We start from the raw sequence: 25,259 nt of genomic DNA on the forward strand, positions 1-25,259 counted from the left end.
TGACAGGAATCGTCGCTCAGGAAATAAAGACCTGCTCGCCCCGGCTGGACCCGGCCGGACAAGGGACGACAGCCAAGGCAGGTCTCCTGACTTGCGCCTCGAACGCCGGGCGGCGTCTTCCCCCTTGCGGAGTGACATTTGCCGTCTGGCTCAGCGCTTACAGTTGCGGGCACAGTCCGGGATTTTCACCCGGTTCCCTATTCTTCCGCAGCCGTGGCTGCGGACACCTTGACACGGCGGGGGCGATACGGGGTTTGCCGACTTACGTCAAGCTATTGCTGAATCCGCACCACCTGCACCACCTTGTTGAACAAGGCGGTCATGGCCTCGCTGATGCCTTCGTCGGGACCAACCTCGAAGAACAGGTCCGGTGAGGCGCAGGTTTTCATGCTGTTGTATACTGCGGTCGGCGATGTCGCGAGTAAGGGATCGACATTGCTCATATACCAGTTCCTGTCGCCTGAACCTGTCGGCAGATAGTTGCCGGTCAGGCGCAGATAGGTCGTGTAAAGCACGGCGATGCGGACGCCGCGACTTTTGAGGCTGTCGCAGACCGAGGTGTCCCATCCGCCCAACTGACGCGAACACTTTCCGTTTTTATTGCAACTATAGCTGTCCTGCATGCCGTCTGAGACGAAGAACAGCACTTTTTGCGGCGCGGTCGAGGATGTTCCAGGGCCGGGCTTGGCGATGACCGAGGTCTGATTCATATAAGCCAGAACGGACGTAAAGCTCGTCTGCTGGTCGGTATTGTAGTTTTGATACGGGATCGTCATCAGGTCGATCGCGCCCGCATTACTGGCCGATTGGGTCAGATTGCTGGTCAACTGACTGACCATATAGGCGGGCGGGCTATTCAGCGGGATTTTATCCGCCGCAGACCCGAAATCATAGATGGCCATGCGATACTGGCCGGGCATGGTCTGGGTCTTGTTCGCCGTAGCCATCAGTTGCTGAGTCGCTTCGCGCACAACGTCGATACGCATGGTGACGCCTAGGCTCTTGGCCAGTGTATAACGCTCCGGCGAGGTGGCGGCATGGCCGTTGAAGGGGCCAGTTTCGTGGCAGGCGAAGGCGCAATTCTGCTCGTTGGGCGCATTTCTGGTGGCGCTCGTCATCTTGTCGATATCGGCATAGGTGGCCCCCAGCCCCATGGACGGCGTGTTGTCCAGCAGCAGGTAGAAGTCGATATAGGGCGGGATGGTTGAGGACGATTTCGACGTGACGCTGAGCGGCAGGGTGGCGAAGCCGAACAGTTGCAGCAGGTAGGGCTTGTAATTGGCGCTGACATTGATCTTCGAGGTCAGCACTGTGCCGGACTTGCTGACATTCGTCGAAATGATCGGCGTTGAGAGTTCCGGCGCGCTGATCATGTCGGACAGATAGATGTCGTGCGCCTGCGCGGTTCCGGCGGTGATTTCACCGTCGCCCTGCTGCAAGGCGACCTTATAGGCGGCGGAATTGATCGCGACGGCGCCGAGGCTGGCCACGTCAGCGGCGTCCTGCATCGCCACGCGCAACTGCACGGCGCGGCCAAAGTCAATGGCGCCGCCAATGGCCGCCAGCACCACAGGTATGGTGAGAGCGAAGATCAGAAGGGTGTTGCCAGCGCGGTTTTGCGCAAAGCGTTGCAGAAGATTGAGCACGTTCCGGCCCCCGACAGGCTGTAAAGTCGGGGACCATCCTAAGCCAACAGGTTTAAGCCTTGGCTAACCCGGTCAGGAATTTTGCGCGAATTCCTCCGGCGTCAGGGTGCGCAGCGACAGGGCGTGAACCGGTCCGGCCAGTTCGTCGGCCAGGACGCCATTGACCAGCCGCTGCCGCGCCACCCGATTCAGACCGACGAATTTCGTCGATACGATCAGCAGCGAAAAATGACTTTCGCCCTCTTTCCGAGCGCCCGCATGTCCACTATGTTTGGCGCTGTCGTCGTGAATCTCCAGATGCACCGGGGCAAGGGCTTCGCCCAGGCGGGATTTCATGCGTTCGGCTACCATTCCCATGTTTCGGCCTCAATCCTCCGTCAGGATGCTGCGGGCAATCAGTTTATAAGCGGCTTTTTAAGCTTCAAGGGTCATATCTCAGACTATGAGCGAAGGTTTCAAGTACAAACCCAAATTCATGGACATTCGCATCCGTCCGCCCAAGGAAGGCGAGACCGAGGGCGGTCGCCGTCCTGAAGACGATGTCCTGCATCTCAAGCCAGGTCAGAAGCGCTGCGAATGGCCGGAATGTTCCAAGGTCGCCACGGCTCGCGCGCCCAAGTCGCGCGACATGATGAACGAATACTACAATTTCTGCACCGGCCACGCCGCCGAGTACAACAAGAACTGGAATTTCTTCGCGGGGATGAGCGAGGGCGAGGCGCGCCGTCATCGCGAATCCATCGCCACCGGCGACCGTCCGACCTGGGCCTTCCGCGCCTCGCGCCAGAGCCGTGAAGCCGCCAATTTCGCCGCCAAGGGTACGACCAGCGGCGGCCGCTACGATCCGCACAGCGTCTTCGGCGCCGGGGCCGCCCCGCAACGCGAACGCGATGAGCCGGTCAAGCGCCAGTTCGGCAAGATCGAGCGCCAGGCCTATGTCGACCTCGACCTCGAAGCGGGCGCCGCCCCAGACGAGGTGCGCGTGCGCTACACCGAGCTGCTCAAACGCTGCCACCCCGACAATAACGGCGGCGACCGCTCCGCCGAGGACAAGCTGCAACGGGTGATCAAGGCGTACAAGGTCTTGAAGAAAATGAATCTCGCCTGAACCATCTTATCCTCCCCTGCGCAGCGGGGGAGGTGGCGGCGAAGCCGACGGAGGGGGCGCGGCGACGGCCTCGTCACAAACTGCTGAAAAACGGATCGTCCGCCGCTTCGCCGCCGGGCTTGCGCAGCAGGTGAACAAACATCTGGCGGCGCAGCGTGAAGCCCAACCGGTCGTAAAGCGCGCGGGCGGACACATTCTCCGGCAGCACATTGAGGAACGGCGTTTGTCCGGCCTTGACGATTCGCGCGCCGATGATCTGGGTCAGCCGTTTTGCCAGGCCGCGCCCCTGATAATCGGGATGGGTGCAGATGGCGCTGATTTCCGTGAAATTCCCCGGCTTCATGCGTTCGCCCGCCATCGCGATCAGCTTGCCTTCCTCGCGCACCCCGACATAGTGGCCGAAATGACGTGTGCGCGTAGTGAACGGCCCCGGCTTGGTCAGCGCCGTTAACGCGATCATGTCGGCGACGTCGTCATCCCCCATCACGTCCGCCGCCTCGATCTCGACGGGCTGAAAATCGAACGCCGCCATTTGCAGGATTGGAAAGCGCACGATCAGGTCCAGACCCGCGGGGGTCGCCAGTTCCTCCGGCCACCAGATCAGCGCCGTCTCGCCCTCGGCCAGAACGTCCGGCAGGATGGCCGAATCCTCAGCCTGCTCGAAGCCAATAAAGGGCGAGACATCCGCCGGATAACGCAGGATTGGCCCCCGCTTCTGCGCCAGATGCGCATGACGTCCGTTCAAAGCATGCCAGGCCGGATTGTCGAGTAAGCTGGTGTCCATTGTAACCGTCCTTCTTGCCCGCCGCAGATAGGCGTGTCAGCCTGCGGCGTCAATGTGGCCTGCTGTCGGAAACCGTCAGCACGGCGCCGCATATCGTGTGCAGGAGGCGATCCATGAGCAAAATCCAAAATGGCGGCTGTCAATGCGGCGCGGTGCGGTTCTCCGTCGAAGGCGAGATGGGCCGCCCGTCCATCTGCCATTGCCGCATGTGCCAGAAGGCGTTCGGCAATGTCTTTGCGCCACTGGTCAATCTGGGCGAGGGGAAACTGACCTGGACGAAGGCCGAACCGGCGCGCTTCCAAAGCTCCAACTTCGTCAAGCGCGGCTTCTGCCCCCATTGCGGCACGCCCCTGACCTATGAGGCGCCCGACGGCATGGCGCTGGCTATCGCCGCCTTCGATCATCCGGGAGAGATCGTTCCTGTCGTGCAGTACGGCATGGAATCACGTATCCCATGGGTGGCGCACGTCAATGACTGGCCCGGCATGGATACGATGGACGATCTGGAAGCCCTGCCGTTTCTGATGCAACTGGTCAGTTATCAGCACCCGGATGAAGCGTAAAAAAACACTGTGGAGTTCAAAATCGGGGTTGTTTCACAGGCGCTAAAGTCTTAGCTGGAAAGTCGAAATTTCGTTTGCGAAAGTCCGATCCCGTCATGCCCGCCGAACTCGACTATAACGATCCCTTGCTCACCCTGACGCCCGACAAACGGGTGAGCATCCGTGAGGTTTTCGGCGTCGATAGCGACATGATGGTCCCGGCCTTTTCGACACGCGATGCGCATGTGCCGGACATCGACGAGGCCTATCGCTTCGATCCGCAGACGACTCTCGCCATCTGCGCGGGCTTTGCATACGACCGCCGCGTCATGGTGCAGGGCTTTCACGGCACCGGCAAATCGACCCATATCGAACAGATCGCGGCGCGCCTGAACTGGCCGCTGGTGCGCGTCAATCTCGACAGCCATGTCAGCCGCATCGACCTGATCGGCAAGGACGCCATCGTGCTGAAGAACGGCCAGCAGGTCACCGAATTCCGCGAAGGCATATTGCCGTGGGCGCTGCAACGCCCGGTCGCTCTGGTGTTCGACGAATATGACGCCGGCCGACCGGACGTGATGTTCGTGATCCAGCGCGTTCTGGAGGCGCAGGGTCGCCTGACCCTGCTGGACCAGAACCGGGTCATCAAGCCCAACCCGTTCTTCCGCCTGTTCTCGACCACCAACACCATCGGTCTGGGCGACACAAGCGGGCTCTATCACGGCACGCAGCAGATCAATCAGGGCCAGATGGACCGCTGGTCGCTGGTGACGACGCTCAACTATCTGAGCCATGACGCCGAGGTCGAGATCGTTTTGGCCAAGGTGCCGGAGTTCAATACGCCGGAGCGCAAGGGAATCATCGACGCCATGGTGCGCGTCGCCGACATGTCGCGCTCGGCTTTTGCGAACGGCGACATCTCGACTGTCATGTCGCCGCGCACCGTCATCACCTGGGCGCAGAACACGCTGATCTTCGGCGACGACCCGGAACAGGCCTTCCGCCTGTCCTTCCTCAACAAGTCGGACGAGCTGGAGCGTCACACCCTGGCGGAATTCTATCAACGCGCCTTCGGCATGGACGTGAAGGAAAGCGCGCTGAAGGTCAAGGTGATCTAACCTTCTCCTCCCCTGCGAAGCGGGGGAGGGGGACCACGAAGTGGTGGAGGGGGCGCCGGATACCCCTCCGTCATCCGAAGCCTTATCGGCTTCGTTTGCCACCTCGCCATAGATGGGGAGGAGAATTCAGGATATGGCCCAGAAACCGAACATCCTCTCCGAACCGTTCAAGAAGGCGCTGACGCATTCGACGCGCGCCCTGGCGGAGTCGCCTGAGCTGGAGATCGTGTTCGGCTCGGATGGTCCGCGTCTTGAGGGCGACAAGCTGATCCTGCCGCACCCGCCGCGCGACCTGAATCCCAAGCTGGCGCAGCGCGTGCGCGGTCAGGCCGACCGCATGGCGCTGCGGATGGCGCACCATGACGCCGCCGCGCACGCCCGCGCCCGGCCTCTGGACGACGCCTCCGGCGACGCCTTTGACGCGATGGAGGCGGCGCGGCTCGACGCCATTGGCGCGCGCGCCATGCGCGGCGTGCGCCAGAACCTGTTGTCCGTGCTGGAAAACGATGTCGAACGCTCCGGCCTGATGCGCAAAGAGGGCGAGGACGTCACCATTCCCGACGTGCTGGGCCTTCTGGCGCGCGAAGCCATGACCGGCGATCCGGTTCCGGCCAGCGTCGAGCGCGTTGTCAATCAATTGCGCGGTGAAATTGCGGCCAAGGCGGGCGGCGCGCTCGATGAGCTGGGCCGTCTCATTCACGACCAGAAAGCCTTCGACAAGCAGGCGCGCGCCATCCTGACGGCGCTCGACATGACCGATAACAGCGCCGACGCCGCCGACGAAGAACGTGAGGCGGGTGAGGAGGGCAAAGACGAGGGCGAGTCGCAGGACGATAAGCCCGAAGATCAGGAACAGCCCGACGACGGCCAACAGACCCCCGAGTCCGAGCAGGAAATGGCCGGTCAGGAGCAAACTCAAGAGGGCGAGGACGACTTCACCCAGATGTCCGGCGATCCGATGGAGGCGTCCGAAGCCTCTACCGACGAAACGCCCGACGGTGAGGCGGGCGAGGCCGAGCGCCGTGACGCGCCCCTGCCCGAAGCCGCCGCCAAAAAAGATTATGAGGTCTTTACCCGCCAGTTCGATGAGATCGTCACCGCCGAGGAGCTGTGCGATCAGGAGGAGCTGGAGCGGCTGCGCGGCTTCCTGAATGCGCAACTGGCCAGCTATGCCCATGTCGTGTCGCGTCTGGCTAACCGGCTGCAACGGAAATTAATGGCGCAGCAGAGCCGGTCATGGTCGTTCGACCTCGAAGAAGGCGTGCTGGACGCCTCGCGCCTGACGCGGGTGATCATCGACCCCAGCGCCCCCTTATCGTTCAAGCAGGAAAAGGACACCGAGTTCCGCGATACGGTGGTGACCCTGCTGCTCGACAATTCCGGCTCAATGCGCGGGCGCCCGATCATGATTGCCGCCATGTGCGCCGATATTCTGGCGCGCACGCTGGAGCGCGTCGGCGTCAAGGTCGAGATTCTCGGCTTCACCACCCGCGCCTGGAAGGGCGGGCAGTCGCGCGAAGCCTGGGTGCGCGCGGGCAAGCCCGCCCATCCGGGCCGCCTCAACGATCTGCGCCACATCATCTACAAACCCGCCGACAGTCCGTGGCGGCGCACGCACCGTAATCTCGGCCTGATGATGCGCGAAGGTCTGTTGAAGGAAAATATCGACGGCGAGGCGCTGCAATGGGCGCATGCGCGTCTGGCCGGGCGGCCTGAGCAACGCCGGATTCTGATGGTGATCTCCGACGGCGCGCCGGTCGATGACAGCACCTTGAGTGTCAATTCCGGCCATTATCTCGAAAATCACCTGCGCAAGGTGATCCCTGAGATCGAGACCGCGCCGAAATCGTCGGGGCGGCATGTCGAGCTGGTCGCCATCGGCATCGGCCACGATGTCACGCGCTATTACAAGCGCGCCCTGACCCTGATCGACGTCGAGCAACTGGCGGGCGGCCTGATGGATAAGCTGACCGAGCTGTTCGACGAGACGCGCTGACGCCGAAAGGCTTGCCAATTTAAATAAATCAAATTAATTTAAGTGAAAATCGCTGATTTTCATAACAATTTGCGCTGTGCAAACAGCGGGCAGGGGAGATCACTATGTCGCATCCGGGTTTGAACAAGCGTGAGCTGATGCAGGCGACCGCAGCGGGCGCAGCGCTGGCCCTGACCGCGCAACGGACCGTGGCGCAAATTCCCAAACCCGGTGAGCGCCTGCTGTCCGAAGGCTGGACCTTCCGCGAAGCCGGAACCGGCGACTGGCTGCCCGCCACGGTTCCCGGCACGGTGCATACCGACCTGCTGGCCAACAAAAAGATCGACGATCCCTTCTGGCGCACCAACGAACGCGATCAGCAATGGATCGACAAGAAGGACTGGGAATACGCCACAAGCTTCGACCTCGACGACGCGACATTGGCGCACAGCCATGTCGAGCTGGTGTTCGCGGGGCTCGACACCTATGCGGACGTCTATGTCAACGGCGCGCTGGTTTTGCAGGCCGACAATATGCACCGCACCTGGACCGCAGACATCAAGCCGCAGGCGAAGGCGGGCGCCAACAGCCTGCGCATCGTCTTCACCTCCCCGATCCGCATAGGCCTGCAAAAGCTGGCCGCGCTCGGCTATAATCCCCCCGCCACCAACGACCAGAGTGAAAACGGCGGCCTGGGCGATAAGAAGGTCAGCGTGTTCACGCGCAAAGCCGGTTATCATTACGGTTGGGACTGGGGGCCGCGCTTCGTCACCTCCGGCGTGTGGCGGCCCATTGCCTTGCGGGCCTGGAGCGGGGCGCGCATCCAGGACCTGCATATTGTTCAGGACAGCCTGACGCCCGAAAAAGCCGACCTGACCGCCGTGTTCGAGGTCATGGCCGATACGGCGGGCCCAGCGACGCTGGAGCTGCGCGGCGACGGCGTGACGGCGCGTATCGAAGCGAATCTGACGGCGGGTCTGAACACGGTCCCGCTCACATTCAGCCTCGCCAGACCGAAGCTGTGGTGGACGAACGGGCTGGGAGAGGCACATCTTTACAGCTTCACTGGAACCGTGACGAAAGGAACCACCACGGCCAGCCGCAGCGTCCGCACGGGCCTGCGCACCCTGAAAATCGTGCAGAAGCCCGACGACGCCGGAACCAGCTTCTATGTCGAGCTGAATGGCGTTCCGGTCTTCATGAAGGGCGCCAACTACATCCCCAATGACAGCTTCCTGCCGCGCGTCACCTCCGAGACCTATGCCCGCGTGGTTCAGTCCGCTGTCGATACCCACATGAACATGATCCGCGTCTGGGGCGGCGGCGTCTATGAGGACGACCGGCTCTACGATCTGTGCGACGAGAACGGCATCCTCGTCTGGCAGGACTTCATGTTCGCCTGCTCGATGTACCCGAACGATCCGGCGCTTCTGGACAGCATCCGGCTTGAGGCCGAGGACAATGTCCGGCGTCTGCGCGGTCACGCTTGCCTTGCCCTTTGGGTCGGCAATAACGAGATCGACACGGCGTGGGAGAACGATGTCCCGAACGGCGGCTGGGGCTGGAAACAGCCTTATACACAGGCGCAGCGCGACGAGATGTGGGCGGCCTATCGCGCGATTTTCCACGAGATATTGCCGCAGACCGTGGCGAAGCTGGATGCGGGCCGCTGTTATCGCCCGTCCTCGCCGCTGGCGACCTGGGACGGCAAGACGGTGACCCATGCCGACGTCAATGCGCCGAAGCAGTCGGGCGATATTCACTATTGGGATGTGTGGTGGGGGCAAAAGCCGTTCGAAGAGTACCGCACCCATATCGGCCGTTTCATGAGCGAATACGGCTTTCAGTCCTTTCCAGAACTGCGCACGGTCGCCGCCTATGCGAAACCAGAGGATTACGACATCTTCTCCGAGGTCATGCAGGCGCACCAGCGCTCCTCGATCGGCAATGGCACGATCAAGAACTACATGCAGCGCGACTATAAGGTTCCTAAGGATTTCGCGCACTTCCTCTATGTCGGTCAGGTCTTGCAGGCCGAGGGTATCAAGATGGCGATGGAGGCGCACCGCGCGCGCATGTCCTACTGCATGGGCTCGCTGTTCTGGCAGATCAATGACTGCTGGCCGGTCGCCTCGTGGAGCAGCATCGACTATTACGGGCGCTGGAAGGCGCAGCAATTCTATGCGCGCAAATCCTTCGCGCCGATCCTCGTCTCGGCCTGGCGCGATGGCGACCAGGTCAGCGTGCATGTCGTCAGCGACGAATTGAAGGACCGACGCGCCGAGCTGGTCATCGAGGTGATGGACTTCCACGGCAAGGCGCTGAAAACCGCGCACCAGTCGTTCACCGTCACGGCCAACGCCGCCGCCACGCCCTACAAGGCGTCCGTCTATGAGCTGCTGTCCGGCTTCCTGCCCGACCGTGTGCTGGTGCGCGCGCGATTGACGGCGGGCAGGACGATTCTGGCCGAGGACCGGCTCTATGTCCGCCCGGTCAAGGATCTGGCCCTGCCGGACGCGAAAGTGACCGCCAGGGCGATGGCGCTGAGCGGCGGGGACATCGCCATCGCCCTGACCACAAACGCTCTGGCCAAGAACCTCTATCTGAGCTTCGGTGAGATGGACGGCGCGTTCAGCGACAACTATTTCGACCTGCTGCCGGGCGAAACCGTCATCGTCACCTTTAAACCCGCCAAGCCCATGACCGCCGCGCAGGTCGAGAAGGGTCTGAATATGCTGCATATGGCGCAAATCGCCTGAGGCCGTTACAAGGCGGTTCCAACCGGAGCCCCCCATGTCCTTCACCGCGTTCGCCGCCTTTATCCAAAGAGAGAAGCTGGCGGTCGGCCTGCTGGCCCTGCTGCTGGTCCTGTGCCTGATCGCGCCGGATCAGATCACGCATATTCCCGGCCTGATCGACGCACGTACGATCGCGGCGCTGGGCGGTCTTTTGTGCCTGACCACGGCGCTCGACCTCAGCGGCGGCCTGCGATGGGCGGCGGCGCGCCTGATTGACCACGCGGCCAGCCAGAGAACGGCGGCGCTGGCCCTGGTCGCGTTGACCGTGATTGCGGCCATGTTCGTCACCAATGACGTCGCCCTGTTCATCGCCGTGCCGCTGACGCTCAACCTGTCGCGATTGACCGGACAATCATCGGTGCGGCTGGTGATCTTCGAGGCTTTGGCCGCCAATACCGGCTCGCTGCTGACGCCGATCGGCAATCCGCAGAACCTGTTCCTGTGGCAGACCTCCGGCGTGTCGTTTGCGGCCTTCGCCGTCGCAATGGCGCCACTGGCCGCCGTGCTGACGGCAGGCCTGCTGCTGGCGACCTGGCTGGCTTTTCCGGTGCGCCGCCTGCAAAGCCATGAGGTCGAGGCCGGACGGACGGATCGCAGCCTGTTGACGGCGGCGCTGCTGCTATATCCGCCCTTTCTGATCGCCGTCAATGCGGGCTGGGCTGTTCCCGCCGGTCTGGCGCTGCTGGTCCTGTTCCTGATCTTCCGCACGGGCGTGCTGGCGCGGCTCGACTGGGCGCTGCTGCTGGTGTTCGCGCTGATGTTTGTGGATCTGCGCTTGTTGGCGGGCCTGCCGACGGTCAGCCACGTCCTGAGCGGCCTGGGCGAGCCGCACCGGCTCTATGGCGCGGCGATTCTGTTGTCGCAGCTCATCAGCAATGTCCCCGCCGCCATCGCGCTGGAGCCGTTCACGCACGACTGGAAGACCCTGAGTTACGGCGTCAATATCGGCGGCTTCGGCCTGCTGCCCGGCTCGCTGGCCAATCTGATCGCGCTGCGTCTGCTGGGCCAGAAGGGCGCATGGCGCAGCTTTCACCTGTGGTCCATCCCGGCGCTCATCCTGGCGGCGGCGGTGGGGTATTGGCTGTTGTTTGGTTAGAGAACCGCGGTTAAATAACAAAAAACCCGGCTGTTTCAGCCGGGTTTTTCCATTCTTAGCAAATCGAAAAAAGCTTACGCAGCCTTCTCGGCCAGCTTCGCCTTGATCTGCTTCTTCAGGCGACGGGCGCGTAAGGAAAGCGCCTCATCGTCGGCCTTGACCAGAAACGCATCCAGGCCGCCCCGGAAGTCGAGCGTGCGCAGAGCGGCGTTCGAGATCTTCAGGCGGAAGGACTGACCCAGAGCATCCGAGGCCAGGTCATGCTGATGCAGCGACGGCAGGAAGCGGCGCTTGGTCTTGATATTGGAGTGGCTCACGCTGTGGCCGACCATCGGACCGACACCGGTGAGTTCGCAGCGACGCGACATGGGACACCTTCGTATAAAAAGGCTGCGCTCTTAAGAAGCGAAGCGAATAAAGCTGTGCGCGACACCACGGCGTCCGCCGGTCACGCGAGAGGCGCGTTCTATAAGCAAGCCACGCGGTTAGGTCAAGGGGTAAACGGCGCAAAATGCCGCCTATGCGCCCTGTCTGGTTTGTCTTATAGCAAAGATAAGCATGAGGGGAGGGACGTTTATGCGCGGGCTTATTTTGGCAGCGTTGCTGTCGACGGTGGGGGCGGCGACGGCCCAGGATATGCATGCGATCTTGCACGCAGGCGGCGGTTTGGCGACGGGCGAGGGCGCGAGCTTCGCGCGTCGGCACGACGGCGTGTCCATCGTATCAGATGGTAGGCGCACGAAGACGTGTCCGGCGAACAAGATCGCACTGGCGGCTAAGGGCATGGTGCATATAACGACGCGCCACAGCGTCAAAACCTATCCGCACGGTTTTATCGGTTGCCTGGACCCCGCGCAGTTCGGCGGACAGGCGGAGGCGTCGCTGGATCAGGGCGTCAGCCTGAAACCTGCCGCCAGCCAATAAAAAGCCTCCCGGCGGAACCGGGAGGCTTTCGATTCAGGCCTGAAAGCGCGCTTTACGCGGCCTTGGTCAGATTCTTGTTGAGGATGGCCACGGCGGCGTCGCGGTCGATCTTTTCGATGGCGGCGACTTCGCGGGCCATGCGGTCCAGCGCCGATTCGTAAAGCTGACGCTCCGAATAGGACTGTTCCGGCTGGTTGTCGGCGCGGTGCAGGTCGCGCACCACCTCGGCCAGCGAGACCAGGCAGCCGGAATTGATCTTGGCTTCATATTCCTGCGCGCGGCGCGACCACATGGTGCGCTTGATGCGCGCGCGGCCCTTGAGCGTGGTCAGGGCCTGCGACATGACGGCGTCGGCGGCCAGATGACGCAGACCGGCGGTCTTGGCCTTCTTGGTCGGGACGCGCAGGGTCATCTTTTCGTGGTCGAAGGTGATGACATAGACTTCGAGGCTGAGGCCGGCCACTTCCTGGGTTTCGACCGCCGCGACGGAACCGACGCCGTGCGCCGGATAGACGACCTTGTCGCCTACGGTGAAATCATGACGGGAAAGGGTGAGGGTGTCTGCGGACATGGCGAACCTTTCGCGGTTAGAGACATTTCGGCGACAACATGGTCCTTCAGGCGTCAGAAAGGCGTGACCGGCTCCGGGGAGGCGCCGACGATACGCAAGGCGCACAAAATCCCGAACCCGGAGAGTTTTTCTCAAGGACTTCGGGATGGCGCGCGCCAAATTCCTGACTAAGACAAGGTTATCATCCGACCTGTGTCGATGGCGCATCCGAACCTTCCGACGGGAGGAAGCGAACGCTCAATAAAACAAACGAAGATTTGCGCGGATCGTCTGGTCTCTGCCTTGCGATGAAGGCATACGAGGCCGCTGCGACTCTTGCAATAAAACTGTGTATATCACAAATTTACGACAAAATAAAGCGACCATCGGGCGATGGCTGCGCAATTGTTAAGATATTACAGCGCGTTTTTCCCACTTCACGCCGTAATTTCGCCCTATTTTCCGTCGCCCGGCTTTTCGGAAAAGTACTTCTCGAACTTGCCGGTTTCGCGCTCATAGTCTTCGCGATCGGCGGGCGGCGTGCCTTTTTCGGAGATGTTCGGCCAGATGGCCGCGTACTTGGTGTTGATCTCAAGCCACTTCGTGCCGTCGTCCTCGGTATCCGGCTTGATGGCGTCCACCGGGCATTCCGGCTCGCATACGCCGCAGTCGATGCACTCGTCTGGATTGATGACCAGAAAGTTCTCGCCCTCATAGAAGCAGTCCACCGGACACACTTCGACGCAGTCCATGAACTTGCATTTCACGCAGGGGTCGGTGACGATATAGGTCATGAGCGAACTCTTGGGCCGAAACAGGTTTTTCCGCGTTGCGTCATGCTCAAGTCGCGCCGCTCTGTCAAGCCGCCTGAGCCCCATTTGTTCTGATCACAGGCTTTAGAGCGGCTAAGCGGGCGGATTTTCTCTTACTGCATAAAGGGTTTTCGCTCTTTACGGCGCAGCCTTCAAGCGGAAGCGGCGCGCGAGATGTATAGGGTCTGCGCCGCATTTTAGTTTTATCGGCGCAGCCTTCAAATGGAAGTGATGCGCGAGATGTATAGGGTCTGCGCCTCGGGCGCCGGACCGCGCCGCTCGCCCGCCGCGCAAATTTCGACGTCGATCAGGCGCGCGCCGAGCGCAAAGATCAGCCGGTCGCCGGGCTTGACGGCGGCGGCGGCCTTTTCGACCCGATGAATCTGACCGAAGCGCTCCAGCCGGATATGGCCCGACTCGCACGCTTTCGCCGCCAGCGCCCGCGTCTTGAAAAAGCGCGCGCGCCACAGCCAGACATCGAGTCGAACGGAAGCGGGGGAGTCGGTCATAGGTCTCGATATTGGAAAGCGTCGGGCAAAAGTCAATTTGGGCTTGTCGGGACGCAGGCGACGTGGTTGCGTGTAATGGATTACAACAAGATCGCACAAGCGGTCGGTCTGGGAGGATGATGTGATGAAATACGTGCTTTCGATGGCGGCCAGCCTGCTGGCCTTGAGTCTGGCGGCGCAGGCCGGGGCGGAACCGCAGCTCAAGCTCAACGACAAGGGCTATTTCGAGGCGCCGGGCCTGAACGTCACCGTCTTCGCCGACATCTATCCAGACGGCCACCAGACCGGGGTGACGGTGATCCAGCACGGCACGCGCGTCGCGGCCAATGGCGATCTGCGGCTGGAGCCGTCGCCGGGCCAGTGGTCGCCCATGCCAGCGGGCGACGGCAAGCCCGTGGTGGATGCGAAGACTCAGAGCGTGACCCAGACCCTGCATTATCCGGACGAATCGAAGAACCGCAAGGGCTTCAACCCGATCGACTATCCCGATTTGAACTTCACCTATCATGTCCGTGTCACGCCGATGGACGGCGACGCCTTCAAGGTGACAGTCGATCTCGACAAGCCGCTGCCTAAGGATTGGGAAGGCAAGGTCGGTTTCAATTTCGAGCTGTTCCCGACTGATCTGTTCGGCAAGTCGTGGCTGATGGACCAGCAGAGCGGAACCTTCCCGCGGCAGGCCGACGGCCCCATGAGCGACGACCACGGCCAGACGATCTCAGCCCCGATGGCGGAGGGAAAAACGCTGGTGGTCGCGCCGGAAAGCGACCTGCAACGCCTGAAGATCGTGAGCCAGACCGGTGAGCTGGAGCTGCTGGACGGGCGCGGCAATATGAACAATGGCTGGTATGTGGTGCGCGAAATCACCCGACCCGGCGCGACGAAGGACGCTGTGTCGTGGATCATCACGCCGAACGTCGATCCGAACTGGCGCTCCGCCCCGGTCGTGCAGGTCAGCCAGGTCGGCTACCGCCCCGATCAGGCCAAGACCATCGTCATCGAACAGGACAAGCGCGACGATCAGGCCTCGCCGCTCACCCTCTACAAGCTGACCGATAATGGCCCGAAGCAGGTAGGCGTCTATACGCCGAAGCCGTGGGGCCAGTTCCTGCGTTATCATTACCTGACCGCCGATCTCAGCGCGGTCAAAGACCCCGGCATGTATGAACTCGGCTATCGCGGTCAGATGACGCATGTGTTCCGCATCGCCGACGATGTCTATGACCGCGGCGTCTGGCAGCCGACTCTCGAATATTTCCTGCCGGTGCAGATGTCGCACATGAAGGTGGTCGAAAACTATCGCACCTGGCATGGGCTTGACCATCAGGACGATGCGCGCATGGCCTTCCCCGGCGACCATTTCGACGGTTACGAGCAGGGGCCGGACACGCTCACCAGGTACAAGCCCGGCGAGCATGTGCCCGGCCTCAATGCCGGTGGCTGGCACGACGCCGGCGATTACGACCTGCGTGTCGAAAGCCAGATGGGTACGGTATGGCTGCTGGCCAAGATGGTCGAGGAGTTCGGCCTGAACTACGACGCCACCACCATCAATGAGACGACGAAGGAAGCCGACATCCACAAGCCGGACGGGATCAATGACGCCGTCCAGCAGATCGAACACGGCCTGCTGAGCGTACTCGGCGGCTACAAGGCGATGGGGCGCACCTATCGCGGCATTATCGTGCCGACGCTCACGCAATATACTCTGCTCGGTGACGTATCGACCGTGACGGACGGGCTGGACTATGATCCATCGCTGAAGCCGGGCGAGAAGACCGCCGCCACCTCCTCCATCCCCGACGACCGCTGGGTGTTCACCGAAGATAATCCCAACCGCGAACTGGGCACGGCGGCGCAACTGGCCACGGCGGCGCGCGTGCTGACAACCGCCAATCCGCAGATGTCGGCCGACGCGTTGGCCGCCGCCAAAGATATCTACGGCAAGGCCATCGACCGCGCCGACGATCTGGGCGCCAAGGTGTTCGCCCTATCAGAACTGGCGAAAACCACGCATGATCCTGTCTATGTGCAACGTCTGATCGCCCTGCAGCCGGACATTGTCGCCCATATCGACCGTACCGGCGCCATGCTATCCGAAGCCCTGCCGCTGATCCACGACGCCGCCTTCCTGAATGCAGTCGGCGCGGCGGTGAAAACCTATCAGGCCAAGCTGACCGACGATGCGACGAAAACGCCCTATGGCGTACCGTATGTGCCCTATATCTGGGGCGCGGGCTGGGACATTCAGAAATTTGGCGTCGATCAGTATTTCTTCCGCAAGGCCTGGCCGCAATACACGCCGGACACGCTGCAGATGGAGGCGCTCAACTTCGTGCTGGGCGTGCATCCGGGCGATAATCCCGAATCGTTCGCTTCGGGCGTCGGGGCGAGGTCCGCGACCGTGGCCTATGGCGGCAACCGCGCCGACTGGAGCTATATTCCGGGCGGGGTGATTTCCGGCACGGCCCTGATCCGGCCCGACCTGCCTGAGCTGAAGATCTGGCCCTATTTCTGGCAGCAGCGCGAATATGTCATGGGTGGCGGCGCGACCAATTTCATGTTCCTGGCCCTGGCGGCGGCGCAGACGAAATAGCGCTTAAAGATCGTCCCGCCAGTTTTCGCGCGCATGGCGCACGGCCAGAATCAGCACGTCATCGTTATCGGTGATCTGATAGATGATGACGTGCGAACTGTGGGGCTGAAGACGTATAGGCGGATCAATCTCTGTCCGCTCGTGAGCCATGCGCGGGTTCGCGCTCAGCAAAACGAAAGCGTCCTCCAGCCGCGCGTGATAGCGTTCAGCTTGCGGTTGCCCGAACATCAGGACGCCCTGGACATAGATGTTAAAAACGTCGTCAACTGCTTTAGGCGTAAGCTGATAAGACATCAGGCGCTCTTGTTGAGGCCATTGGCTTCAACATGTGCGCGCGCCTTTTCCAGTATATCCTGCATACTGAGAGGACTGACGCCGCTGGCCAGGCTGCGGGTGACGACGGCCTGCATGGCGGCGATCTTGTCGGCGCGGTCCTGATCGCGGCGGATCAGGTCGCGCACATAGTCGCTGCTGTTGCTGTACTTACCGGTCTCCGCCTGCGCCTCGACCCAGGCCTTCATGGCGTCGGGCAGGGAGATGTTCATAGTGGCCATAGCACGCTCCTTTACCATCAGATTATGTCGTTTGGCAAAGTTTGTCAAAAGCCCGCATTGTCATGTGGTTGTCACGGGTGGGGACTATGCGCGCAGCAAACGGAGGGTTTTATGCGCGCCTTATCCATCATCCTGCTCACCCTGCTGGCCACTCCTGCGCTCGCCGAGCCGCAACTGGTCGCCAGGCTCGATATCGACGCCTCGCAACGCGACCTGGCCGCCAACACCGCTGCGCCATTGGAAAATGGCGTCGCGGGCAATCTGCTCGGCGGTCTGGGATCCGGCATGGCCTGGGCGGGCGGCGACACCTTCCTGATGCTGCCCGATCGCGGACCGAATGCGGCGCCCTATAATGGTTATGTCGATAACACGACCTCCTATGTGCCGCGCTTTCAGACCTTCAACTTTCATCTGACGCCGCAAACAAACGGCCTGCCGTACCGCGTCGAGGCGCATCTGGACGCCACCACCCTTTTGTGGAGCCCGACGAAGCTGGCCTATGGCTCCGGTCTGGCGGCGCATATCGGCAATGGCGCGCCCGCAATCAATACGCCCGAGCGCTTCTATTTCTCCGGCCGCTCCGACAATATGGACCGCAGCCAGCCATCGGATTTCGACGGCGATGCGCGCCTCGACCCGGAAAGCCTGCGCGTCGCCAATGACGGCAAAAGCATCTTCATCTCCGACGAATACGGCCCGCACATCTATCAGTTCGACCGCGAAAGCGGCGAACGCCTGCACAGCTTCAAACTGCCGCAAGGCTTCGCGGTCAGCTTCTCAAGCCCGCGCGGCGAAGAGGAGATCAGCGGCAACGTGTCGGGGCGCGAAGCCAATCATGGCATGGAAGGTCTCAGTCTCACGCCGGACGGCAAGACCCTGGTCGGCATCATGCAAACGGCCCTGCTTCAGGACGGCGGGGGCAAGGAAGGCGGCTATTTACGCATGCTGGCCATCGACATCGCCAGCGGTGCGACGCGCCAGTACGCCTATCCGCTTGACAACTGGGGCTCCGACAATAAGCCGAAATATAATGCGGTCAGCGAAATCCTGGCCGTCAATGATCACCAGTTCCTCGTCGATGAACGCGACGGCAAGGGACGCGGCGCGGCCTCATCGGCGGCGAACAAACTCATCTATCTGGCCGATATTGCGGGCGCACAGGACATCAGCGCGCTCACGGGCCGCAAGGCGCTGCGCAAGGCGGCGATCCACAAGACCCTGTTCATCGACCTCGTCGCCGTGCTGAATGCGGGCGGCGTGCCGTCCGAGGCCATCCCGGCCAAGATCGAAGGCATGAGCTTCGGTCTCGACGTGACGCTGGATGGCAAGACCTTGCACACGCTCTGGATCAGCAGCGACAACGACTTCCTCAGCGCCGCCGACAGCCTGCCCAATCCGAACACCGTCTATGTCATCGCCTTCAGCGACGCCGACCTGCCGGGCTATCAGCCTCAAAATTTGACAATATAATCACTCCTGCCCGACCTTTTCCGCCAGCCTCTGGCGCAGATCGGCGAAGGGGGAGAAAGGATTGACCGCCGGTTCCTTGCGTTGCGGACGCCCGGAATGTGAGGCCCCGTGCGGCTGATCCGGGCGCTTGCCGCCGCGATTGGAAGAGGGGGCTTGCGGTTTCGGTCTGCCTTTGCGTGCCGGGTTTTCACCCGCAGCGGGCTCGCGATGCGGACGGTGACGCGGTTCGCGCGGCTCATGATTCTTCTGCCGCCAGCCGAGCAGTTGCACCTCGCGCGTTTCGGTCAAAGGCGCAACGGGTGCAACGACCTCGGCGGGCGTTTCCGCAACGACCTCGGCCGGTGTTTCCGACGGGCTGGCCTCAGACGTATCATCAGGCGTTTCGGTGGACGTTGCATCGGGCGTTTCTGTAGCCGCAACTTCAGTCGCTTCGTCAGCAGCAGCCGTCGTTTCGGGAGCCGTCTCCGCGGCCTTGCCCTTGCGGCGGCGGCGCTTCTTCTTCGCAGGCGCTTCGGCGACCGGCGCGGCGATAACGACCTCTTCAGTCACGGCGATCGGCTCGACCTTGACCAGGCCCAGCGCCTGCATCAGCTTGTCGCGCTGTTTTTCCGACAGGCCCAGCGCCTCGAATTCGGACGCTTTCGCATAGACGGCGCCCTTCTGATAGCGCGCCGCATTCATGATGCGGTCGATCTGCGACAGGGTCTTCATCGCCACAGCACCATAATCGTCGAGCAGCAACTGGCCCTTGCGGCTGTGCTGGCGCTGGCCTTCCGCCGTCCCGAACGCTTGCAACAGGGGGCGCAGTTTCGGCGACATCATGTCGGGCAGGAACCAGGCGTAGCGATGTCCGGCCACGCCCAGCGCCTTAAGCGCCGCCTTATCTTCCGGCGACAGTTTCAGCGTCTCGTCGCGATGCAGCAGGCCGCCATTTTCGTACAGTCGGAAGGCGATGGCGCGCACATTCGGCGGCGTACCTTCCGCCTCGGCGGCCTGTTTGGTCTTCCACAGCCCCTTGAACTGGTGTTGCGCCAATTGTTTCAGATAGTCGCCGATTCGCCTGACGGCGTTGGCGCACAGGCTTGGATGATCGGGCGCGTCGATCAGGCGCACACGCGGTGAAAAATAGTCCGACGGCTCGATCTCGGCCACCGCCTCGTTGTTCCACAGAACTGTATGACCCTTGACGCGGAAGGTCTTGGACGCCGCCTGACCCAGCGCCCGCAGCCGGTCGATCAGCACGGGACGCACGGCGCGGAAGGCCGCCTGCCGCAGCGCCTTGTCGGCGATCAGACTGTCCGAGGCGCCGGGCTGGAAACGCAGGCCCTTGAGTTCGCCGACGCTGTGGCCTTCGATGATCACCTGACCGTCGGGCGTCACCTCCGGGCGCGGCGCCTCTTCGGCGTCGAGCGCTTTTAAAAGCGCCGAGGTGCGCTGGTCGATAAAGCGCTGCATCAAGGCTTCGTGCAGCTTGTCGGACAGCCGGTCCTCCAGATCGCGCGTCGCCTCGCGCCAATGCTCGGCGCGCTTCAGCCATTGGCCGCGATGGGCGATATAGGTCAGAGTGCGGACGCCCGACAGGCGCGAGGACAGGGTATCGACATCGCCCTCCATGCGGTCGAGGTCGGCGACCTGCGCGGCGAACCAGTCCTCCGGCACGGCGCCTTCCGGCGATAGCCGCGACCAGAACAGCAGGCTGACAAGTTTCAGATATTCGTCCATGCCCACTTTGCGGAAATCCGGCAACTGGCAGCAGTCCCAGAGGGTGCGCAAAGAGACCGGATTTTTGATCTTGGCCGCGACCTCCTCGTCCTGCGCCAGCGCCCGCAGCGCCTTTTCGTCGAGCGCCTCCTTGGCCAGATGCAGGCCCGGAATCTGCGACGGCTGGGTCAGGCTTTTCAGCAGGGCGTCCAGCGTCGAGAAGTCGAGCTTGTGATTACGCCATTGCGCCGCCTCCAGCGGCATGAACTCGTGGTTCTCGATGGCGTGGACCAGATCGTCGTCCAGCTCCGGGCATTCGCCCGTCACGCCAAATGTGCCGTCGCTCATGTGCCGTCCGGCGCGCCCGGCGATCTGGCCGATCTCCTGTGCGGTCAGGTGGCGGGTCGATTTGCCGTCGAACTTGCTCATGCCGGAAAAGGCGACATGCTGGATATCCATGTTCAGCCCCATGCCGATGGCGTCGGTGGCGACCAGGAAATCGACCTCGCCGCGCTGGAACAGATCGACCTGGGCGTTGCGCGTCTTAGGCGACAGGCCGCCCATGACCACAGCTGCGCCGCCGCGCTGACGGCGGATCAGTTCGGCTATGGCATAGACCTTCTCGGTCGAGAAGGCGACGATGGCGGTGCGCGGCGGCAACCGGGTCAGCTTCTTCGCACCCGAATAGGTCAGGTGCGACAGACGCTCGCGCATCATCACCTCGGCGCCGGGGAACAGGCGGTGAAACAGCGGCCTGAAGGTCGCCGCGCCCAAAAACAGCGTCTCGAAGCGTCCGCGCGCATGCAACAGCCGGTCGGTGAAGACATGGCCGCGCTCGGCGTCGCCGCAGAGCTGGATCTCATCGACGCACAGGAAATCGACATGGCGCTCCAGCGGCATGGCCTCCACGGTGCAGACGAAATAGGACGGCAGGCGCGGAATGATCTTTTCCTCGCCGGTGATCAGCGCCACCGCGTTCGCGCCCTTGAGCGTGACCACACGCTCGTAAATCTCGCGCGCCAATAGCCGCAGCGGCAGGCCGATCATGCCCGACGCGTAGCCGCACATGCGCTCGATCGCATAGTGGGTCTTGCCGGTATTGGTCGGACCCAGCACGGCCATCAGCTTGGCGTCGCTGACCGTGTGGATGATGGGGCGGGGGGATGAGGTCTGGTTCACCCGCGTGTTTTAGCGGGCGATAAGGCTTTCGCAAAACGAAAAAGCGCGAATCGTGCGTTCGTAAACGAGTCGTGACCGCCCCGCTGAACGAGACGGCAACAAACCATGTACGAATCAGTGATGTTGATTCGTTCCGTTTTCCTTCTATACCATATCTGGTAGGTCGCGACCAGATTAACCATAAGGCCGTCAAGGATCAGCGCGACGTATTCCAGTCGAAGACGAGAAGTTTCGGCCTGTCCTGCGGATGCAGGCCGTCGCTGATCAGGTAAAGCCGATAGCCATCCGCTGTCGGCGCCGCCGACACGCCCTCGAAATTATCGTAGGGCAGGGGCGGCGCAATCTTGAGCAGTGTCGTCTCAAGGACGAGTTCATCGCCGCTCAACCTCATCAGCCGCAGGATGTTGCGCGGCCCGTTGAACGGGTCATAATAGCGGTACAGCGCCAGAATGTCGTGATCGTGGCCGTCATAGTCCAGCACGGCCAGCGACACCATCTTGTACAGAAACCCCGGCGGCTCCGGCGCGCGCACTTCGCGGCAGGCGCCGTCCTTGAGCGCGCAGCGCCAGAAGCCGCCCGCTTCGACGCCGATCAGCAGGGAGTCGCCGCCTGTTTCGCGAATATAGGCCAGTCCCTCCATGCCCTCGTTCGACGGAAACGGCGGCAGGCCGCTTAAGCGCAGCGTCTCGCCGCGGCCATGCCAGTCGGCATAACGCATGACGCGCTGATAACCCTCGAACGAGACGTAATGCGCGCCGGTCTTCGGGTCGCTGGCGATGTCCTCGGAATCGCCGAGCTGCTTGTCGTAATAGGGTTTGCCGTCCTCGTCGCGCAGCGGATCGACGCTCAAATCGCTGCCGCGAAACCCGCCCTTGCCGTCCGGCTTCAAATTGAACAGGGCGATGGCGCCGTAATCGCTGATCGCCTCGGCGCGATAACCGTCGCCGTCCGGGAAAAGCTGGAGGTCCGACAGGCCGGTCAGGAACTCCGTATCGTGCGCCTCCAGTTCAAAGCCGCCGACATAGCGCACATCTGGATTGGCGGGCGCGGTCTGCGTCGCGGCGGGCAGGGGGCGGAAGGTCACGCTGGCCTTTTGCAGGTACGGGTGCAGTTCGGCCCGCGCCGGGACCGCAAACAAAAGCGCAAAAAGGACGATGAGGCGACGCATGCGGCAAGGCTTACGACCCTGCGTCGCCGTGCGCAAGTTACCGGCGCCCTTATGCGCAGGGCGTCTTTCAACAGCGCGTTTTTACACGTCGCGAAACATAATGGCGCATGGCACATGCGATGCGGCCCGATCCTGAAGCGATACGCGCCTGGTCCGCCCGTGCGGCGAAAGGGACGCGCGAGTCGCTGCGTCGGTTTGGCGGCGAGGTCGCGGCGACCTGGCGCGGCCTGTCTTTGCTGATGCGGTTGCTCCTCGGCGCGGCGGTCCTGATCGTGTTGGTGGTCTTTGTTTTCCTGGCGCAACCCAACTGGAACTGGGCGCGCGGCGGGGTTAGTTCCCTCGTCTCGGCAAAACTGCATCGTCCGGTGGCCATCGCCGGAAATCTGCGCGTGCATCTGTTCAGCTTCACCCCGTCCGCCGCTGTCGCCGACTTGCGCGTCGGCCAGCCGAGGAACTTCGTCAAGGACGCGCCGAAAGACGATCTCGCCCATATCGACGCTTTGAGCGCCAGCGTCCAGCTTTTGCCCCTGTTGGTCGGCCATGTCGTCCTGCCGCGCGTTCAGGCGGATAAGCCGGACGTGGTCCTGTTTCAGGACGGCGCCGGTCACGCCAACTGGGACTTTAGCAACGGCGCCAATAAGGGCCAGGCGGCGCGCCTGCCGCTGATCAAGAATTTCATCATCCATGACGGCCGCATCCGCATGGAAAGTCTGTCGCGCGACATGCGCTTCAGCGGAACCGTCGAGGCGCATGAAAAGGCCGACGCGGGCGGTCAGGCGTTCGGGCTGATGGGCGATGGTAGCCTGAACGGCAAGGATTTTACGGTCAAGGCGACAGGCGGCCCGTTGCTGAACGTGCATAGCGGGACGCCCTATCCGTTCGACATGACGGTGCGCGCGGGCGGCACGCAGGTTGTCGCCAAGGGACAAGTGCTGCACCCGTTCGATCTCGGCCAGTTGCAGGGTGCCGTGACGGTCAGCGGCGGCAATCTGGCCGATCTTTACTATCTGACCGGCCTGACCCTGCCGGATACGCCCGCCTACCGCCTGAGCGCGCAGGTGCGCCGCGACGACCGGACCTATCAGATCAGAAGCATTGATGGCCGCGTCGGCCACAGCGATCTGGAAGGCGCGCTCAAGGTGGTGCTGGACCGCGACGGTCGCCCAGACCTCAGCGGCGACCTGACCTCGAAACGCCTCGATTTCAAGGATCTCGGCGCCTTGTTCGGCGCGACCTCGGCCAATGCGCCGCAGGGCGCGACGGTCACGCTCAGCCCCAAACCCACAGCCGCCGCGCGCCGCCTGCTGCCGGACGTTCCGCTCGACGTCGCGCGGGTGCGCGGCATGGACGCCGACGTGCATTACCGGGCGCAAAGCGTCAACGCCTCGCCGAACCTGCCGCTGCGCGGCGTCGATCTCGGCGTCAAACTCGATCATGGCCTGATGAGGCTCGACCCCATCGCCTTCCAGTTCCCGCAGGGCCGACTGAAAGGGGCGGCGAAAATCGACGCGCGCAGCAAAGTGCAGCAAAACAGCGTCGATTTCACCGTCAGCGACATCGCCGTGCAGCAGTTCACGCCGCAATTTCAGGGCGCTGCGCCGATCGAAGGCCGCATCAGCGCCCGCCTGCGCGCCACGGGCGGCGGCGCCACCGTGCATGACGCCGCCAGCACGGCCAATGGCCGCTTCGCGCTGGTCATGTCAGGCGGAACGGTGCGGCAAAGCCTGGCCGAGTTGATGGGGGTGGACGCCACCAAGGGCCTGTTCATGCTGCTGGCCAAAGACCCGCACCAGACCGATGTGCGTTGCGCGATCGCGGATTTCGCGGTCAAGGACGGTGTTATGACCGCTCAGCGCATCGTCTTCGACACGGGGGTGGTTGTCGTCAACGGTTCGGGCCGCATCGACATGCGGGATGAGAGCCTGAAACTGGTCTTCAAGGGCAAGGCCAAGAAGTTCCGCCTCGTGCATCTGAATGCGCCGATCGTGATCGGCGGCCATCTGACCCGGCCCAGCTTCGGCGTCAATCCCGCTCCGGCTCTGGCGCAGGGCGGCGTCGGCGCAGCGCTTGGCGCGCTCAGCGGCGGTCTGGCCATCCTGCCCTTCCTCAATCTGAATGGCGCCCCGGACGCCAATTGCGCGGCCCTCGAAGCCGTCGCCCATCAGCACGGCGCGCCGAAAAAGTAGGCGCAAGCGCGACTCAAGGTTACAGTCGCCGCACGGGCGCATGATGCGCCCGCCCGACTGAGGAAGCCTGTCCATGATCGCTGATCTTCTTATCGGCCTCGTCGCCGCTATCCATATTTACATTCTCGTTCTGGAGATGGCGCTATGGGACAAGCCGATGGGTCGGCGCGCCTTCGGCCTGAGCGAGGCGTTTGCGCGTTCAACCAGGGTTCTGGCCGCCAATCAGGGACTCTATAACGGCTTTCTGGCGGCGGGCCTGATCTATGGGCTTGTCGCCGGATCGCTGAGTTTCAAGGTCTTCTTCCTTGTCTGCGTACTGATCGCAGGCCTGTTCGGCGCCCTGACCGCCAGCCGCCGCATCCTGTTCGTGCAAGCCCTCCCGGCGGCTCTGGCATTGGTGGCGGTGTTTGTGAAGGTGTGAGGTGGGTTGGCTGCGTTTTGCTTCGCCGAACCTGTGCGCTGGGGTGCTCCGTTTGCAACCCTTGGTATGATTTAAGCGGGGAAATCATATCGCAAGGCTGTTGAGGTGCATTTTGAGTTTGA

The 25,259-nt window shown here is 62.5% G+C and carries 22 protein-coding genes and 1 riboswitch; of the genes, 11 read left to right on the forward strand and 11 right to left on the reverse strand.

Annotation, left to right across the window (positions count from 1 at the left end):
* Positions 1-60: 60 nt before the first annotated feature.
* Positions 61-246: riboswitch (cobalamin riboswitch) on the reverse strand.
* Positions 247-272: 26 nt separating this feature from the next.
* Entirely contained in the window at positions 273-1,646 is a 1,374-nt protein-coding gene (locus tag ACTHLA_RS03830) for a TadE/TadG family type IV pilus assembly protein (RefSeq protein WP_440185644.1), read from the reverse strand.
* Positions 1,647-1,718: 72 nt separating this feature from the next.
* Positions 1,719-2,003, reverse strand: coding sequence for a BolA family protein (locus ACTHLA_RS03835; RefSeq protein ID WP_440185646.1), 285 nt, complete (start codon positions 2,001-2,003; stop codon positions 1,719-1,721).
* An 85-nt stretch (positions 2,004-2,088) separates the two neighbouring features.
* Here ACTHLA_RS03835 and ACTHLA_RS03840 point away from each other — a divergent pair, with 85 nt between their 5' ends.
* Positions 2,089-2,754, forward strand: coding sequence for a J domain-containing protein (locus tag ACTHLA_RS03840; RefSeq protein WP_440185647.1), 666 nt, complete (start codon positions 2,089-2,091; stop codon positions 2,752-2,754).
* A gap of 73 nt (positions 2,755-2,827) precedes the next feature.
* Here the strand turns inward: ACTHLA_RS03840 and ACTHLA_RS03845 are convergent, their stop codons facing one another.
* Positions 2,828-3,538 carry a GNAT family N-acetyltransferase gene (locus tag ACTHLA_RS03845; RefSeq protein ID WP_440185648.1) on the reverse strand — a complete coding sequence of 237 codons (711 nt, stop codon included), beginning with the start codon at positions 3,536-3,538 and terminating at the stop codon, positions 2,828-2,830.
* Between the two features lie 113 nt (positions 3,539-3,651).
* On the opposite strand from ACTHLA_RS03845, the gene ACTHLA_RS03850 reads away from it, so the two are divergent.
* From ACTHLA_RS03850 to ACTHLA_RS03870, 5 genes are all read left to right on the forward strand, one after another.
* On the forward strand, positions 3,652-4,101 hold the full coding sequence (locus tag ACTHLA_RS03850; RefSeq protein ID WP_440185650.1) for a GFA family protein: 450 nt from the start codon (positions 3,652-3,654) through the stop codon (positions 4,099-4,101).
* Positions 4,102-4,196: 95 nt separating this feature from the next.
* Positions 4,197-5,198 (forward strand): cobaltochelatase subunit CobS, encoded by a 1,002-nt coding sequence (cobS, locus tag ACTHLA_RS03855; protein WP_440185652.1) that lies wholly within the window; start codon positions 4,197-4,199, stop codon positions 5,196-5,198.
* A 133-nt stretch (positions 5,199-5,331) separates the two neighbouring features.
* The gene (cobT, locus tag ACTHLA_RS03860; protein ID WP_440185654.1) at positions 5,332-7,194 is read left to right on the forward strand and encodes a cobaltochelatase subunit CobT; all 1,863 of its coding nucleotides are present in this window, start codon (positions 5,332-5,334) and stop codon (positions 7,192-7,194) included.
* A 104-nt stretch (positions 7,195-7,298) separates the two neighbouring features.
* Positions 7,299-9,932: a beta-mannosidase gene (locus ACTHLA_RS03865; RefSeq protein ID WP_440185656.1), complete on the forward strand. Its 2,634-nt coding sequence runs from the start codon at positions 7,299-7,301 to the stop codon at positions 9,930-9,932.
* A gap of 34 nt (positions 9,933-9,966) precedes the next feature.
* Positions 9,967-11,067, forward strand: coding sequence for an SLC13 family permease (locus ACTHLA_RS03870; protein ID WP_440185658.1), 1,101 nt, complete (start codon positions 9,967-9,969; stop codon positions 11,065-11,067).
* Between the two features lie 74 nt (positions 11,068-11,141).
* On the opposite strand, the gene rpmB is transcribed toward ACTHLA_RS03870, so the two are convergent.
* Positions 11,142-11,435 carry a 50S ribosomal protein L28 gene (gene rpmB, locus ACTHLA_RS03875; protein WP_440185660.1) on the reverse strand — a complete coding sequence of 98 codons (294 nt, stop codon included), beginning with the start codon at positions 11,433-11,435 and terminating at the stop codon, positions 11,142-11,144.
* A 208-nt stretch (positions 11,436-11,643) separates the two neighbouring features.
* On the opposite strand from rpmB, the gene ACTHLA_RS03880 reads away from it, so the two are divergent.
* Positions 11,644-11,991: a hypothetical protein gene (locus ACTHLA_RS03880; RefSeq protein WP_440185662.1), complete on the forward strand. Its 348-nt coding sequence runs from the start codon at positions 11,644-11,646 to the stop codon at positions 11,989-11,991.
* 52 nt (positions 11,992-12,043) lie between these two features.
* Here the strand turns inward: ACTHLA_RS03880 and ACTHLA_RS03885 are convergent, their stop codons facing one another.
* From ACTHLA_RS03885 to ACTHLA_RS03895, 3 genes are all read right to left on the reverse strand, one after another.
* A complete protein-coding gene (locus tag ACTHLA_RS03885) occupies positions 12,044-12,562 on the reverse strand; it encodes a CarD family transcriptional regulator (protein ID WP_440185664.1) in 519 nt (172 codons plus the stop codon).
* A gap of 434 nt (positions 12,563-12,996) precedes the next feature.
* Positions 12,997-13,335 (reverse strand): ferredoxin FdxA, encoded by a 339-nt coding sequence (gene fdxA, locus ACTHLA_RS03890; RefSeq protein ID WP_440185666.1) that lies wholly within the window; start codon positions 13,333-13,335, stop codon positions 12,997-12,999.
* Between the two features lie 236 nt (positions 13,336-13,571).
* Positions 13,572-13,862 carry an RNA-binding S4 domain-containing protein gene (locus ACTHLA_RS03895; protein ID WP_440185668.1) on the reverse strand — a complete coding sequence of 97 codons (291 nt, stop codon included), beginning with the start codon at positions 13,860-13,862 and terminating at the stop codon, positions 13,572-13,574.
* A gap of 124 nt (positions 13,863-13,986) precedes the next feature.
* On the opposite strand from ACTHLA_RS03895, the gene ACTHLA_RS03900 reads away from it, so the two are divergent.
* Entirely contained in the window at positions 13,987-16,458 is a 2,472-nt protein-coding gene (locus ACTHLA_RS03900) for a glycoside hydrolase family 9 protein (protein WP_440185670.1), read from the forward strand.
* 3 nt (positions 16,459-16,461) lie between these two features.
* On the opposite strand, the gene ACTHLA_RS03905 is transcribed toward ACTHLA_RS03900, so the two are convergent.
* Positions 16,462-16,752 (reverse strand): type II toxin-antitoxin system RelE/ParE family toxin, encoded by a 291-nt coding sequence (locus ACTHLA_RS03905; protein ID WP_440185672.1) that lies wholly within the window; start codon positions 16,750-16,752, stop codon positions 16,462-16,464.
* Positions 16,752-17,012 (reverse strand): type II toxin-antitoxin system ParD family antitoxin, encoded by a 261-nt coding sequence (locus ACTHLA_RS03910; protein ID WP_440185674.1) that lies wholly within the window; start codon positions 17,010-17,012, stop codon positions 16,752-16,754. Before ACTHLA_RS03910 ends, ACTHLA_RS03905 begins: the two co-directional genes overlap by 1 nt.
* Positions 17,013-17,123: 111 nt before the next feature.
* Between ACTHLA_RS03910 and ACTHLA_RS03915 the strand changes: the two genes are divergently transcribed.
* A complete protein-coding gene (locus ACTHLA_RS03915; RefSeq protein ID WP_440185676.1) occupies positions 17,124-18,482 on the forward strand; it encodes an esterase-like activity of phytase family protein in 1,359 nt (452 codons plus the stop codon).
* On the opposite strand, the gene ACTHLA_RS03920 is transcribed toward ACTHLA_RS03915, so the two are convergent.
* Both ACTHLA_RS03920 and ACTHLA_RS03925 read right to left on the reverse strand, forming a co-directional pair.
* A complete protein-coding gene (locus ACTHLA_RS03920) occupies positions 18,483-21,362 on the reverse strand; it encodes a helicase-related protein (protein ID WP_440185678.1) in 2,880 nt (959 codons plus the stop codon).
* A gap of 196 nt (positions 21,363-21,558) precedes the next feature.
* Positions 21,559-22,530, reverse strand: coding sequence for an esterase-like activity of phytase family protein (locus tag ACTHLA_RS03925; protein WP_440185680.1), 972 nt, complete (start codon positions 22,528-22,530; stop codon positions 21,559-21,561).
* A gap of 119 nt (positions 22,531-22,649) precedes the next feature.
* On the opposite strand from ACTHLA_RS03925, the gene ACTHLA_RS03930 reads away from it, so the two are divergent.
* On the forward strand, positions 22,650-24,716 hold the full coding sequence (locus ACTHLA_RS03930; RefSeq protein WP_440185682.1) for an AsmA family protein: 2,067 nt from the start codon (positions 22,650-22,652) through the stop codon (positions 24,714-24,716).
* 73 nt (positions 24,717-24,789) lie between these two features.
* Positions 24,790-25,137, forward strand: a complete 348-nt coding sequence (locus ACTHLA_RS03935; protein ID WP_440185684.1) for a DUF1304 domain-containing protein — start codon at positions 24,790-24,792, stop codon at positions 25,135-25,137.
* Positions 25,138-25,259: the final 122 nt, after the last annotated feature.

Origin of the sequence: Asticcacaulis sp., assembly GCF_051956075.1 — a bacterium.
Lineage (GTDB): Bacteria > Pseudomonadota > Alphaproteobacteria > Caulobacterales > Caulobacteraceae > Asticcacaulis.